Origin of the sequence: Serratia sp. N21D137 (assembly GCF_047530005.1) — a bacterium.
GTDB classification, from domain to species: domain Bacteria; phylum Pseudomonadota; class Gammaproteobacteria; order Enterobacterales; family Enterobacteriaceae; genus Chania; species Chania fonticola_B.
Window position 1 is genome coordinate 1 of sequence record NZ_JBLJAJ010000021.1, and the last position, 13300, is coordinate 13300.

Genomic DNA, 13300 nt, shown 5'->3' on the forward strand with positions numbered 1-13300 from the left:
TGAAGGACAAGTTAAAAAGTGGTCAGTTGAAGAAGCCGGCAACCGCCGACATTTCTGGCTAACCGCTAACAGGGGTGGGTCAGATTTACTTTGGCAGCCTGGGTCACTATTCGATTGGCATTGACAACTAACAAGCCTCCTCTCCCTGTGGAAGAGTTTGCTGAGTTTATCGCTTTACTACCAAACGAGCAGGGGCTGACAGCTCCCTCTCCCTTAGGGGATTCACTTTGGATGAGAAAGAGATCGAGTCTGCTGAACTTATCACTTTACAACCAAACGAGCAGGGGCTGACAGCTCCCTCTCCCTGTGGGAGAGGGTTGGGGTGAGGGCTATGCGTTACGCCAGTGGCCATGCAGGATGACATCGTCGACAATTTCCTGCACGGTCAATTTTGCCTCAACGTCGTTAAAAAAATCACTGGTCACGATCTCAGTCTTATCATTCAGCCCAGCAATCACCGTGAGGTGACTAGCCGGGTAGACCTCATGGACGCGAGTTTGCAGTTCGTCCAGCAACGCCTCACGGGCTTTCTCAGAGAGGTTGTCGAACAGATTGTTATCAACTTTTATTTGAATATTCATTTGGCAGTCTCTAGCAAGGGGCTTGGGGTTATCCTTATCATGATAGGCTCAATGTACAATTTTTGGCTAGTGCCGGTTCACTACGCTGTACATCAACTTTTTATTCTGACAAATGTGAAATTCATTACACTTTACTCTATTAAGAAACCCAATATTCATTATGTTTGCGGGAAACAGTCAAGTTATAGACTGTATTATCAATGCTAATTAAACAGTGCAATTGCCCTCCCCCGTAAATGCTGGATATTGACGGTAGTCACCTGTAACATCACAATAAACACCAAATAGGAATTATCCTATGAGATTACCTCCAACTGCACTTTTAACAAACTTTTATTGCACTCTTTGGATTTAATAATGGTAGGTAAGAACTTTATTCTATTTAATCCTAACTCTGGCGTTTTTTAAGCGAAAAAAAATAGGAGTTTTCTTTGGTACAGCGTAAATTTCTCACTCTAACAGAAGTCCGCAAACTGATGAGTGCTGCCAGAAATACACCGACAGGAGTACGAGATAGCTGCCTGATCTTACTGGCTTTCCGCCATGGATTCCGTATCAGCGAACTGCTGCGCCTGCGCTTTCGCGATCTTGAAATGGCCGAAGGACGGATAAATATACGCCGGCTTAAAAATGGATTCTCTACCGTTCATCCTCTGATGAATGACGAATGCGAGGCAATTCTGGAATGGAAGCAGCACAGGGCCCAATGGAAACCCGGTGCAGACCCGGACATTATCTTTATTTCTCAGCGAGGAACCCAGCTATCGCGGGGTCAAGCCTGGCGCATTATCCGCCAGGCTGGCGAACTGGCGGGCACGGTCATCAATACGCATCCTCATATGTTACGCCATGCCTGCGGCTATGAACTGGCGGAAAGAGGTGCGGATACCCGATTGATTCAGGATTATCTGGGGCACCGAAATATTCGCCATACCGTACGCTATACCGCCAGTAATGCGGCACGATTCGCGGGGATATGGGAAGCGGGTAAACGCAAAAACGGCTAAACCCGCCGGAATAGCCTTACTTTTTGTGTATTATACAGCAAACTATGCTCCACCACCGCCGGAGATCGCTGATGACAGCGATCTCCAAATCAGGCGGTAACCGATATAGGGCTATTGATTAAAACAGGCATAGAGCTCGACTTCACTCTCAATGCCAAGCTTGCCCATCATGTTGCGTTTATGTGCACTCACGGTCTTGACACTGCGGGAAATCTTCTTCGCTATCTGCGAGATACTGAAGCCCTCCTGCAATAAGCTATAAACCTTTATTTCCGAGCGGGAAAAAGGTCTGGTGTCGATGTTGGACAGACTGCTCCCCTGTTCACTACGCAGAGACGGACTGATAACAATCTTGCCAGCCAGAACCTGATCGACCTGGTTAACTAACTGACGAATATCTTCAGATAAAGCAATATAGGACACCCCCGGTAGGTAACCCGGGCATTCCAATACCTGTTTTCCTGGCACATCGGTCATAATCAGTAACGGTTTGTCCTGCCTGACTGATTGAACAAATGACAGCAACTTCGCCCCCATAGTGATATTTTCATTCAGGCCATAGAATTCACTGACGATCAGATCAACATCAGATAAATCATCATCAAATACCAAATCATAGATGGAGTGCGCCGGTACGATCTCAGCGTCGGGCAGTTTGCGCCTGAATAACTGATGCAAACCATGCCAGGTAACAATACAGGGATGCATAATCATTATTTTTTTCATCGAGTCTCACCACTCAGTCCGTTTATCTTGGTTAAATAAACCAGCTTACCCGCCAGCAGGTAGAGCTCCTCATTGGTTGTCATCTGTAACTTTCTAATGATCGATTTCTTCTGCGTGCTGATGGTGCGTACATCTTTGCCGGTCACATTAGCGATAGCCGTGGCACTACGCCCGCGCAGTAAGGCCAGCGCAATCAATCTTTCCTGCTTACCTAATAAAGCCGCATTTTTGGGCGCTTTATCGGTCCGATCGCGGCCTAAACACTGGGTAATTTGATACAGGTTAACCGGATCGATCAATACCGTATCTACGCCGAAGGCGTGGAGAAGTTGCACCATCCAGGCCATATCATGCTGCAACCAGATCACCGAGTTGGTTTTATGATGATAACTGGCAATATCTGACAAAAAGGATAATAACGACAGATAGTCAGTGCCACGAGATAATGAGCTAAACAAGATCACATCAGGTTTAAATTCATAAACTTTCTTTTTGGCATCGGTCAATTTACTGACCCGGCAAAAACTTAACTCCGTGCTGCCCGCGTCCCCCAGTAACCGCTGCAGCCCGATCCAATTGATCCTGGATGGCTCAACAACCAGAATTCGCTTGCGGCTTTCCGCTGTCGCATGCTCGGCTTGCTGATGATTTGCCTGCTGCATTTTTCCTCCTAAATAACCGTGTTTAGTGCCGTTTCCCCAGGCTTGAGGCCTCGTTCATACGCACATTCAAGGATACAAAAAGGTCACACCCACCACGGCCTTGACGTTACCCGCCACTATCTGACCGGTTGTGCGTGCATAGTTGGCGGTCAAACCTAAACTGACTGCAGAACTACCGACGGTCCCCAGCGCGACGTTCCTGTTGGTCGGAATAGCGCCATTGCGGTTGGCAACCTGAATACCAATTCCCTGAGCCACCGGTGCAGAGGCAGTGTTGGCAAAAATCGTGGACGCAGCATCCGTGGTTGGCCCGGTCAGGTAATAGGCCAGGTTTTGGTTCTGGGCACAGCGCACCGTCAACGGTATCGATACCGTTCCCGGGTATTCTGGCAGATTCACGGTGACATCTCGGGAAGAAACATCACAGCCACCGGTAGGGATCACCACGCTATTGCTGGCATAGATATTCCAAATATACGCATGCGATTCCCCCACGTTATTGGTTTGATGCATATTTAACACCGCAATCAAAGAACCACTGGTTATCGCCACGCCACCTGCAGTGCTGATAGGCGTGAGATAAAGCACGGCGGGCCATGGCGTCATAGTGGTGGTTCTATAGACAACGGACTTGGTTTCAGAGGTTGTCGGGAATGGGTAAGAAGTACCGTCATACACAAAGCTACCGGTGAAACTTGCCAATACGCCACCATAGGCCGAGCCTCTCTGCAGAGAAACATAGTCTATTCTGTTCTCTGGAAAGTCATTACGGCAGGAGATCTGACGGGACAAATCAACGATCAGGTTTTGGCCCACCCCGATCTGCGGAGTCAAATCCACAAACACGTTAGCGCTGCCGCCACCGATAGGGATGGTTGCCCCGGCCGCCGTTCGGCAAGCAAAGGCATGGGCACTGGATGAATAGCCAATCAAGAGCGCAGCTGCACCCAGATATTTCAGAAATACGCGGATTAAGTCTTTCATATGTTCTTCATCATCAGGAATAGGTGTAAGTCACGTTGATCAGGGATTGAATCGACCCCTGCGTCACATTGCCGCTGGGCGTGATGGCCCTCACTTGCAAAACCAGGCTGGCGGCCAGCGATGCGTCATTCACCGCCACGACTTTGGTACTGCCGTTGGGCAGATTTACCCCGCCGCTATCGGCCAGCTGCAATGCAATATTGCGGGCCGCGCCCTGATTGGCGTAATAGTTCCGGGTGCTATCGGCCGTGCCGGAAAAGGTCGCGGTCACCTTTGAGGTCCCTACCGGGCAGTTGGTGAGGTTTAATGTCACCGAATGCCATGGCGAAGTGGCACCTGCCGCCAGCAGGTTGAAGGTATATAAATCACCCAGTTCTACCGTGGTAGACACGGTGGATACCGTGCAGGGTTTTGCCACCACCTTGCCATTGATGGTGATGTTGACATCTGCCGCATGCGCCAGGGGGAGTACCATCATCAGTAACCACCCTGCGATCGGAACCCGCTTGCTCATGTTCATAGCTCTTTTCTCCGGTTACTGAAATTCCAGGGTGAAGTTTGCCGTCGCTCTGACCTGCCCGGCAGTCACCGGGGCGCGGGTCGCCATCAGACGCGCATAGAAATACAGCGTATTGGATTGTCCGGCAGTGATGTTTGACCAGTTCAGCCCACTCGAGATCTCATTGAGAGCAATGGCATTACCGCTGTTATCGAGGATCTGTATGCCCATGCCAGCTGCCGCACCGGCACCACCGTCGATTTTCAGCAACGTCAGATTGTCGCTGTCTGCCACACCGGTGAAACCCGTTTTCACCGCGATGGCTGAACCGCCACATTTATCGAGCACTATGCTGAACGGCACCATCGGCGTCGTCGCCCCTACCCGATGCAGCTGCTTAGCCGCATTACTCATCAGATCCACCACAAAACTTTGCGACCCCGGAGCTATTGAGCAGGCATTGTCCTTAACGTAACCGTTAATGGCGATGGTGCTGTCCGCGGCCTGCGCTACCCTGGAGCTAAACAGCGCCAGCAGACACAGGCTATAAAGTTGTATTCTCATTGCTCGCCTCTCCCGCCCGGCGTCATCGGCATACTGCCGTTAGATAGCTGAGTGCCCGCTGCTGACTTTCCGGCGGCAGTTGGTAACTCGTCACGCATTGCTCGCCTGCACCCTCACCCCATTTGGCTTTCACCTCGCCACGTGGTGGCAGCCCGGTCAGATAGACCTGCCCACCGTCGGCAACAATGCTGCCAGAGCGGCCATTATCGAAGGACACTACCGTCCCGAATGGCAACGGCTGTCCGTTATAGGTCAGCGTCATCAGTACCTTCAGCCCGACATGGGTTTTAAAATCGGCCAGCACTACCGCGCCGTGATTCGGCACCACGCTGACCACCGCGTCATCCAGCTCGACGTTGTTTGCCAACGTATTAGGGTTCAACGCCACGCGGTTTTCCCGGTAATCCATGGCAAACGGCAGTACGGCATATCCCCGCGAGTCGGTACGTATCCCGCTCTGGTTTTCCACCGACACGTTACCCGCCCCCGGTGCTTTGACCAGGATCAGGGTGTCGTTCAGCGGTTGACTCAGGGTGATGCCGTTCTCATGCGCCAGCACGCCGCCGCTTAGCCCGTAATACAGTTGGCTGGTACCGCTGCTGCGGCTGTAACCCACGTTGGCGTTGCCAGAAGCCCCGCGATAGTTCAGCGAGGTGTTACCCGTCCCGCCTGAAGTGCCCGTTCCGCCTCCGGCGTAACCGGCCTGCACGTTGTAACTCAGGTTGTTATCCTCCAGTAACGTGCCATACACCCCAGCCTGATTAGTCATCCTGCCGCTCAGATCGTCAGACATGCTGTAGCTGACGCTGGAGCGGTTGAAAGCGGACTGGCTGTCGGAACGCAGCCAATGGCTGAACGGGATGCTGATGTTGAAGGCCAGCATATTGTCGCGTCCGTCCTGCCAGGCATTTTTGGTCAGGCTGTAGCTGAGGGTATAAGTGATATCCTCCAACGTACCGCTGAAACCGGCCTGCAGTTGTTCATCCGCCTTACCTACCCCCCAATAAGTCTGGTGGCTACCGGTCAGATAAAAGGTGCCATTGTCCCCAACCTGCTGAGTCACCGTCATCTGCAACCGCCCACGCTTGTTGTAGGCCAGATTGTAGTAATCGGTGAGTTTCGGCATGAGTTCGACAATACCTTCATCGGTTGCCGCCTTATAACCGCTCATCTGGCGCCAGGTCGTATCACCCAGCGCGTAATAGCCACTGGTGGAATAGCGGTAACCGAGCAGTTGCAGGTTGGTGCCCCACTCGTTTAATGCCTTGTTATAAAGGAAGCGCAGCGACTGACCCTGATGGGTGCTGTCATCCGGCAAGGTGGCGCGAGCCTGGGTGATGTCAAACGACACCGCGCCGAAAATGCCCAGGTTTTTAGCCACCCCAAGGTTGAATGCACGATAGCGGTCGGCAAGCTGAGTACCGCCAGACAGCGTCCAGCCGTCGGCCAGCCCCCACATCAGGGTGCCTTGGCCAAAGGTAGGTTTTTCTTGCTGATCGTTGCCGCTGCGATACTGCCCCACCATCACCGTATATCTCACCTGCCCTTGGCGCAGCAGCCCAGGAACCGACGTATAGGGCACGGTAAAGACCTGAGCCGTGCCGTCGGCTTCCTGAATGCTGACCTGCAAATCACCGCCGCTGCCCGATCCAGACAGATCGTCGATGGTAAATGGGCCTGGCGGCACCGTGGTTTGATACACCTCGAACCCATTCTGCTTGACCGTGACCCTGGCGGTGCCACGGGCAATTCCGCGGATCACGGGAGCATACCCTCGCTGGCTGTCTGGCAACATATTGTCATCCGTCGCCACCTGTACGCCGCGGAAGTTCGCGCCGTCGAAAACGTCCCCTGAGGTATAGCCGTCACCCAACGTCAGGCGACTGCGCAGCGGCGCAATATCCCGCTGCAAATAGGTATTGACGTGCTGCCAGCGGTTTTGATTGGAGCTCGATCCGCCGCCGCTGGTATAGCTCCAGGTAGTATTATCCCGCAGTCGCCAGGCTCCCAGATTCACGCCGCTTTGTAAGTTAAGGAAGGCGTAATTGCTGTTGCTCGACTGGCTGTTACGGACATTACTGCCGGTGAAGCTGTAATTGAGCAGCCCGGCAGTGATGCCGTTTTGCCACTGGTCAGGCGGGATATAACCACGGGCAGAGTTGCCCATGTAAGCCTGGGGAACACTGATAGACAGGCGCTGCCGCCCGACGTCAAAATCAGTGGAGGCTTCCTTGATCAGCGAGGTTAAGGGTACGCAGGCTTCCGATGCCAAGATGGCCATTCCTGGGACAGCCCGGGTATTAACGCCCATGGTGGCCAGTTGGCTGCGAGTCAGGCAAGGCACCAAGGCCTTGTTGTCGGCATCGGGCCGGAAAGAGACATCCCGGGTCGACATAAACCCGTCATTCATATAAATGTCGACACGGTAGATACCCGGAGGCGCCTCAAGTCCCTTTTCGAACCCTGACAGATCGGCTACCTTCGCCGGATCGTCAGCCAGAAAACGAGGGTTGAAGTAATTTTCCGCTCGAGCCGATGCATCGCCACATAGCGCCCACAGCATCAAGGCTAAAGGCGTTAAAGTCAGCTTTAAGATGGGGGCACCCTGGTGGTTATCGTTTATCACTCTGCGACTTTCCGTGCCGTTTTTCAGGTATAGCATGATCCCTCCGGTTCGATACAGGTCGCCCGGCTGCCTGATTTATCTGGTTATAGCTTGATGAAGTGGATGGCGGCTCCAGGCCTTACTGCATCACACCCTTGAATACCGGCGTTTGGGCACCGTAATCGTTGATCGTCCGATAGGAAATCGTGCTGCCTGCATCGGCGGGGAGCGCCACATTGGTCGATCCCATCGGCGACACCATGGTGTTTGCCAACTGCCGCGTGCCGGCGTTCAACTCGCTCAGCGTGATGAAATAGGGTGTAGGATTGACGATCGTCAACTCTTTGCCGCTACGTTTAAAACGCAGTTGCTCCGGAGCCTTGTCTGGCGCAATACTCAGCCCATTGGGGCGATAAAAAAGTTTGATACGGCTGGTAATAGCCAATTGCAGGGTGTTTTCATCCTGGCGTGATTTGTCCAGTGAGGGGATCGCTTTGACGTTAACCCAGAACAGGCTCTCCCGATCCTTCGGCAAGCTTTGATTAGTCGCGTCAATAATGCGCAGCGTGTTCTCTTTTTTTCCCTGCATCAAATATAACGGTGGCGTAATAATCAGCCGACCGTCTTTCTGGCCATCGGCGTTTTCTACCCAGGATTGGATCAGATAGGTACTTTTCTCATCGTTATTGCTGACTCCCAAAGTCACCTGCTTCTGATCGGCAGGATAGATCACCCGGGTCGCACCCAGGCCGACTCCGGCGTTTGCCATACCCACATGCCCCGCCGCCAACAACAACAGCACGGACATTGCCTTTCCAACCTTCGAAATTGTTCTCACATTTACCTCGTCCATCAGGATCTGACTTCCATAACACTGCGTGGCCAAAGGCCAAACATTCACAGCGCTATTACTTTTCATCTTGCGGCCAAGGCCTACTGATAAGTCAGTGCGAACCAGGCCTGAGCGTTAGCCAAACCATTGTTCACCGGCTGTCCGGTGGCACGGTATTTCGCTACGAAATGCAGGATCACCGGCCCCTCTTGCAACGGCACCCAGTACCGCGGCGCGGTATTGAGTGGAATAAATCGGCCTCTGTCATCAAACAACGCCACGGCTACGCCAGAGGCGACACCTGGCCCGTCACCAACAGAAAGCACCTGCGGATTATTGCTGTCTGCCATGCCATGGAACATCACGCCCACGTTACGACTGACCGTGGAAGTACAGTTCTGCAGATGTAAATCAAAGGGGACTGGATCGGCCTCATCGCCAGGCATACGAAACCGGTCGGTAGTGATATTCCCCATCGATACCGTCAAATTGCGATCTCCGGCTTCCACCGAACAGGTTTCAGCGATCACTTCACCCTGAAAGCGCATCAGGCCACCGAGAGGTTGTTCCTCCCAACGATCGTCAGCAACGGCCTTCCCCACCAACAGCAGAGTTAGCAGGAGTCCCGCTCCCATTCTCCACATCGCACACTCCTTGCCTCCGATAGCTGAAAATCAGGCCTCCCTGGCCTGTCATCATCATCCTTGATAGCTAATTCAGCTTACTGATACTGCACCTTGAAGGTCGCATCAGCATTGGCAATACCGGCAGTGGCTACGCCGGTCGCGATATAACGAGCCTGGAATGGAACAATAACGGTGCCATCAGAGAGCGTAGTAGCCGCACTGAAGGTAGCGCCATCAACCGCTAACGCAGTACCGGTGCGGTCAAGGATCTGAACGCCGACGTTGGTTGCGTTACCCGCCGCAGAACCTTGCAGGGCCAGCGCGGTAGGATAGGTAGCGTTAACCGCTGTGCCGCTGAAAGCAACAGCTGCCTGAGTAGCAACGGTTGAATCACAATCATTCAGTTGGATGTTGAACCCGGTAGCGGAGCTAACATCACCAGCGGTAGCCAGTGAAGTTGTTTTAACCTGCCCCAATTGCACTGTCTGGCCAATAGAACCGGCATCCACGGCACAGGCCGCATTAACAACTTCCCCTTTAAAATGGATAGGGCCACCGTTGACGGTAGTAACCGTTGCCGCATTAGCGACGCCAGCCAGAGAAAGAACTGCGGCAATACCAGCAACCAGTGATTTGATTTTCATACTATTTTCCTTTGAACACATAATGTTTCATAACCATGAAAAAGTGTGGAGGTCGATTCCCCTGGCGGGCAACCGCACAGACTTCATTTCTACTCACGGCCGGACCTCCCTATTCCGTTCAGTTTTCGCCAACAACATGAGACATTTGGGGCTATTTTGTCGCACCCTATAAAAAAACGGTAAACACATTAACATCGAATTAATTGACTAATTTTCATTGCTTAATCATTAAAATAAAAGATTAAATGCTTTGCTATTATTAGGGGAATGTGTTTTTGGATATTTAAGGAATTTGCAACAGCAGGCTGGCGCAGTGGCCAAAATTTAGAGGGTAGAGATAGCGATTTACGGAAGTAAAAATATAACTTTGTTTTTCAGTTAGATAGATCTTGATCAAGGAATTTTCTAATACAGGGCATTGCAAAATCTTATCTTTCGTTTAAGAATTAGGAACAGTTTAGCCCCAATTGTTTCATCTTTCACCTGATTATTTATCAATAAATCCTTTATAACCAATCCGTTACGCTCCCACATCCCGACAAAGCGCGCCGCGTTGCTGGCGGTATATCGCACGGTGTGCCTGATGTTACGATGCCCCAGATAATCCTGAATCAAACGGGTATCTGTGCCCCTTTCCGCCAATTCATAGCCGCAGGCATGGCGCAGCATATGGGGATGCGTATGGGTAGCGGTGCCCGCCAGTTCCCCTGCCTGACGGATAATTCGCCAAGCCTGGCCGCGCGATAGCTGAGTACCACGCTGGGAGATAAAAACAATCTGTGGATCCACTGCAGGCTTCCACTGCGCCCTGACCTGGTTCCACTCCATAATCGCCTTGCATTCATCACTCATCAGAGGATGAACGGTAGAGAATCCATTCTTAAGCCGGCGTATATTTATCCGTCCTTCAATCATTTCAAGGTCATGATAACGCAAGTTCAACAACTCGCTGATACGAAACCCATGGCGGAAGGCAAGCAGGATCAGGCAACTGTCCCGTATCCCGGTCTGTTTATTCCGGGCTGCACTCATCAGGTTGTTAACTTCGGTGAGAGTGAGAAATTTACGTTGTGCCACAAAAAACTCCTATTGCAATTAGGCTGGATATTACTCGCTCAAGAATTAATAAAATCTGTCGCTGACAGATTGCTTAAAGCATAGCCTATTGTGATGAAGGATTACCAAATAAAAATAGGTTTACCCACCCGCTGGCTAAAACTAAAAAAAACAGCAAGACCATAAAAATTTAATGGGCTATTTCCAACACTTCACAAGCGTAAGATTTATCTCACCAAAAGAGCGTTTTTTAAGCAAGGCCAGGGCTAGCCTGACACCTACAGCTAAAACGAGGTTTTCTCCTAATCACTCTGCTAGACAAAAATCAGCCAAAAAGAATTTTAAATTTTGTAATAAGATGAAAATGCCGTCACGCTATTTTGCTAATCAATTGTTCATCCTGTTATTTTTAACCTGACAAAATGTCACATAACTATAGCGGTAATACATTAGCTTATTACGTGTATTGCTTTATTGATTGGGAAGTTCAGATAAAGGGAAGGCAGTGGAACGGTAATAACAACCCGCACGGTAGAAGGTCGTGGAACCTGTCGGAAACGGCTGAGGGCGTCTGCCCGCAAAACGCAGGCTGACGTCCTCAGGATAACACGTTAAAGGATATCCATATTAATCACTGCCGAACCGCGAAAAGCCCCCCCCGCCAGATTACCGTTAACCTTCAATATTGAAGCGATGGGTACGGCTATCGTTTGATTGGCCGCGATCTTTTCCAGAGTGCCAACATTGGCTGGCTGGTCGCGGACAAACAAATCCGCCGCCAGTGAGCCATCCATACGCAGCTTGATACCGGTGGTGGTCGTGTAACCGATCACCGTAACTTTAACCGTAGCACTGGCAGTGCATTTAACGAACAAGTCAGAGCTTTTTTTCAATCCTGGCACGCTAGCAGCCTGAATGTCCCCATAACTGATATCTACCGAAGTGCCAATCAGTGAACAGGCGGGGCCTGGCGGTGGCTGAGGCTTCCAGCCATCACCGGTTCCGCTGTTATGTTCAAGAGAAACGTTCATAGTCGGACCATCCGCAGGACGTTTGCCAACTTCCTGACCCAGCCCGAAGAAATTTACTTCATTGGCTTGCAATGTAAACGTGATAGGGAGGACTTTTGCTAAAACTTCACTACAGTTTCCGCTTGCCACCCCCGACGCGGAGGCAATCATTCGTTGATACATACCCGTGGTGGTACTCAATATCGCGTAAAAGTAAACTGTCTTGCCGGTTTTACACACAGTGGTGTAGCCACCGATACCATCAGGCTGGGCACTAATGGTCTGTTGCTTTGGCCCGGTCCAGCTCACATCGATTCCGGCGGTGTAACCATATAGAGGCATCAGCAGACCAGCAACCAGCACGGTTCTTTTGAGTAGTGCTGTTCCTATTAACTTCATTATCTGTTCCTTATTGCTCTGCGCTGTTACTGATTAGCGCCTTCACAGAGGCCAAGCGGCGTCAGTCCCTAGTCATAGGTCAATGCAAAGGTCATGCTGGCACTGAAAGGACCGCGGTTTATGGTTCGGTTGGTAATCGCGTCTGGCTCGCCTTGCACATAAGCCATCATACGCAGATAGTTGTCCCCTGCCGCTAATGGGTAGCGATGAGTACCTAACTGGTTCAATGGCACAGGATTGCCATTTTCTGTCTCAACGCCAATACCAATGCCCGATGCCTGGCTGGAGGCATCTAGCGCCAGTAATCCCGGCAAGGCAGGATTTTCCACCCCGGTAAAGGTGATCTGTACCGATTTGCTCAACGTCTGATCGCAGTTGCTTAAATGCAGTTTGAACTCCCAACTGCGGGTTCTTTGATTGTGATACAACTGTTTGTCGATCACCGAACCAAAATCCAACGGAATGGTTTCTTCACCCGGAGGGATGATGCAAGGTTCCGCCACCAGCGTGCCGTGTAAGCGCATCTTTGCCGCCTGCACGCCCTGGCTCAGCGCTAGCAGAGCGACGGTGGCGCAGAGATATCTCAGTATTTGCCGCATATCAGCTCCTTATTGGTAATCCGCAAGCAGCGTCGCCGTGACTTCAAATGCCCCTTCTGTCAGCTCGGTGCCCGGTTTTTTAACCGGCACGGCTTCTAACATCGGTGGATTTTTTGGGTCAATAGAGATAGGCGTACCGAGCTCAAAGGGCTCGCCGTTCTGGTAAATTTTGATGCCCAGATTGGCAATGTTGGTCTGTAGCGTTGCTGGCTCAAAGGCGGCACCCGGGCCGATCAACGTCAGCACCATGCTCCATGCAGATCCCGCCGAACAGTCCAGCACGTAATCTACCTGCCTGCGGTGCTTCACCCCATCCACGCTATTGACGCCGATCCGGTCAAAAGGCACGTCGAGGTCTTTGCCATTGTTCACCTGGCAAGGAGGTGGCTCAATCAACGTACCGCTAAAGCCCATATTTTCTGCCGCTTGCAATGGGCTTATGGCCAGCACAGCAAACGATAGCAATAGTGACATCCCTGCAACCGATCTCATTCCTTTCTCCCGTT

General features: G+C 51.5%; 15 protein-coding genes. 1 reads left to right on the forward strand and 14 read right to left on the reverse strand.

Features of this window, described 5'->3' with window-relative positions:
* Positions 1 to 329: 329 nt before the first annotated feature.
* Complete coding sequence (locus tag ACMV5H_RS16515; RefSeq protein WP_059199862.1) at positions 330 to 581, reverse strand: DinI-like family protein; 252 nt, start codon at positions 579 to 581, stop codon at positions 330 to 332.
* A 431-nt stretch (positions 582 to 1012) separates the two neighbouring features.
* On the opposite strand from ACMV5H_RS16515, the gene ACMV5H_RS16520 reads away from it, so the two are divergent.
* On the forward strand, positions 1013 to 1588 hold the full coding sequence (locus ACMV5H_RS16520) for a tyrosine-type DNA invertase (protein WP_094983298.1): 576 nt from the start codon (positions 1013 to 1015) through the stop codon (positions 1586 to 1588).
* A 111-nt stretch (positions 1589 to 1699) separates the two neighbouring features.
* Here the strand turns inward: ACMV5H_RS16520 and ACMV5H_RS16525 are convergent, their stop codons facing one another.
* The 13 genes from ACMV5H_RS16525 to ACMV5H_RS16585 all read right to left on the reverse strand — a co-directional run bounded on the left by ACMV5H_RS16525 (position 1700) and on the right by ACMV5H_RS16585 (position 13286).
* On the reverse strand, positions 1700 to 2314 hold the full coding sequence (locus ACMV5H_RS16525; RefSeq protein WP_414822118.1) for a helix-turn-helix domain-containing protein: 615 nt from the start codon (positions 2312 to 2314) through the stop codon (positions 1700 to 1702).
* Entirely contained in the window at positions 2311 to 2976 is a 666-nt protein-coding gene (locus ACMV5H_RS16530; RefSeq protein ID WP_094983300.1) for a response regulator transcription factor, read from the reverse strand. Before ACMV5H_RS16530 ends, ACMV5H_RS16525 begins: the two co-directional genes overlap by 4 nt.
* A 66-nt stretch (positions 2977 to 3042) precedes the next feature.
* The gene (locus tag ACMV5H_RS16535; RefSeq protein ID WP_414822119.1) at positions 3043 to 3960 is read right to left on the reverse strand and encodes a fimbrial protein; all 918 of its coding nucleotides are present in this window, start codon (positions 3958 to 3960) and stop codon (positions 3043 to 3045) included.
* A gap of 13 nt (positions 3961 to 3973) precedes the next feature.
* A complete protein-coding gene (locus ACMV5H_RS16540; RefSeq protein WP_021179449.1) occupies positions 3974 to 4480 on the reverse strand; it encodes a fimbrial protein in 507 nt (168 codons plus the stop codon).
* 15 nt (positions 4481 to 4495) lie between these two features.
* On the reverse strand, positions 4496 to 5023 hold the full coding sequence (locus tag ACMV5H_RS16545; protein WP_115160355.1) for a fimbrial protein: 528 nt from the start codon (positions 5021 to 5023) through the stop codon (positions 4496 to 4498).
* A gap of 22 nt (positions 5024 to 5045) precedes the next feature.
* A complete protein-coding gene (locus ACMV5H_RS16550) occupies positions 5046 to 7685 on the reverse strand; it encodes a fimbrial biogenesis usher protein (RefSeq protein WP_094983302.1) in 2640 nt (879 codons plus the stop codon).
* Positions 7686 to 7767: 82 nt separating this feature from the next.
* The gene (locus ACMV5H_RS16555) at positions 7768 to 8436 is read right to left on the reverse strand and encodes a fimbria/pilus periplasmic chaperone (protein WP_059199855.1); all 669 of its coding nucleotides are present in this window, start codon (positions 8434 to 8436) and stop codon (positions 7768 to 7770) included.
* A gap of 125 nt (positions 8437 to 8561) precedes the next feature.
* Complete coding sequence (locus ACMV5H_RS16560; protein WP_021179445.1) at positions 8562 to 9104, reverse strand: fimbrial protein; 543 nt, start codon at positions 9102 to 9104, stop codon at positions 8562 to 8564.
* A 77-nt stretch (positions 9105 to 9181) separates the two neighbouring features.
* Positions 9182 to 9730, reverse strand: a complete 549-nt coding sequence (gene fimA / locus ACMV5H_RS16565; RefSeq protein WP_024530428.1) for a type 1 fimbrial major subunit FimA — start codon at positions 9728 to 9730, stop codon at positions 9182 to 9184.
* 405 nt (positions 9731 to 10135) lie between these two features.
* Entirely contained in the window at positions 10136 to 10807 is a 672-nt protein-coding gene (locus ACMV5H_RS16570) for a tyrosine-type DNA invertase (protein ID WP_115160357.1), read from the reverse strand.
* A 590-nt stretch (positions 10808 to 11397) separates the two neighbouring features.
* Positions 11398 to 12195 carry a hypothetical protein gene (locus tag ACMV5H_RS16575; RefSeq protein ID WP_115160358.1) on the reverse strand — a complete coding sequence of 266 codons (798 nt, stop codon included), beginning with the start codon at positions 12193 to 12195 and terminating at the stop codon, positions 11398 to 11400.
* A gap of 68 nt (positions 12196 to 12263) precedes the next feature.
* Positions 12264 to 12794: a fimbrial protein gene (locus tag ACMV5H_RS16580; protein WP_115160359.1), complete on the reverse strand. Its 531-nt coding sequence runs from the start codon at positions 12792 to 12794 to the stop codon at positions 12264 to 12266.
* Positions 12795 to 12803: 9 nt separating this feature from the next.
* Positions 12804 to 13286 carry a fimbrial protein gene (locus tag ACMV5H_RS16585; protein WP_094982078.1) on the reverse strand — a complete coding sequence of 161 codons (483 nt, stop codon included), beginning with the start codon at positions 13284 to 13286 and terminating at the stop codon, positions 12804 to 12806.
* Positions 13287 to 13300 lie beyond the last annotated feature (14 nt).

Bases quoted from the DNA above. Each gene is read 5' to 3' on its own strand.
- ACMV5H_RS16560 (WP_021179445.1), bottom strand. From the start codon at position 9,104: ATGTGGAGAATGGGAGCGGGACTCCTGCTAACTCTGCTGTTGGTGGGG.
- ACMV5H_RS16540 (WP_021179449.1), bottom strand. From the start codon at position 4,480: ATGAACATGAGCAAGCGGGTTCCGATCGCAGGGTGGTTACTGATGATG.
- ACMV5H_RS16580 (WP_115160359.1), bottom strand. From the start codon at position 12,794: ATGCGGCAAATACTGAGATATCTCTGCGCCACCGTCGCTCTGCTAGCG.
- ACMV5H_RS16585 (WP_094982078.1), bottom strand. From the start codon at position 13,286: ATGAGATCGGTTGCAGGGATGTCACTATTGCTATCGTTTGCTGTGCTG.
- ACMV5H_RS16575 (WP_115160358.1), bottom strand. From the start codon at position 12,195: ATGAAGTTAATAGGAACAGCACTACTCAAAAGAACCGTGCTGGTTGCT.
- ACMV5H_RS16515 (WP_059199862.1), bottom strand. From the start codon at position 581: ATGAATATTCAAATAAAAGTTGATAACAATCTGTTCGACAACCTCTCT.
- ACMV5H_RS16550 (WP_094983302.1), bottom strand. From the start codon at position 7,685: ATGCTATACCTGAAAAACGGCACGGAAAGTCGCAGAGTGATAAACGAT.
- ACMV5H_RS16555 (WP_059199855.1), bottom strand. From the start codon at position 8,436: ATGTCCGTGCTGTTGTTGTTGGCGGCGGGGCATGTGGGTATGGCAAAC.
- ACMV5H_RS16530 (WP_094983300.1), bottom strand. From the start codon at position 2,976: ATGCAGCAGGCAAATCATCAGCAAGCCGAGCATGCGACAGCGGAAAGC.
- ACMV5H_RS16545 (WP_115160355.1), bottom strand. From the start codon at position 5,023: ATGAGAATACAACTTTATAGCCTGTGTCTGCTGGCGCTGTTTAGCTCC.
- fimA (WP_024530428.1), bottom strand. From the start codon at position 9,730: ATGAAAATCAAATCACTGGTTGCTGGTATTGCCGCAGTTCTTTCTCTG.
- ACMV5H_RS16535 (WP_414822119.1), bottom strand. From the start codon at position 3,960: ATGAAAGACTTAATCCGCGTATTTCTGAAATATCTGGGTGCAGCTGCG.
- ACMV5H_RS16525 (WP_414822118.1), bottom strand. From the start codon at position 2,314: ATGAAAAAAATAATGATTATGCATCCCTGTATTGTTACCTGGCATGGT.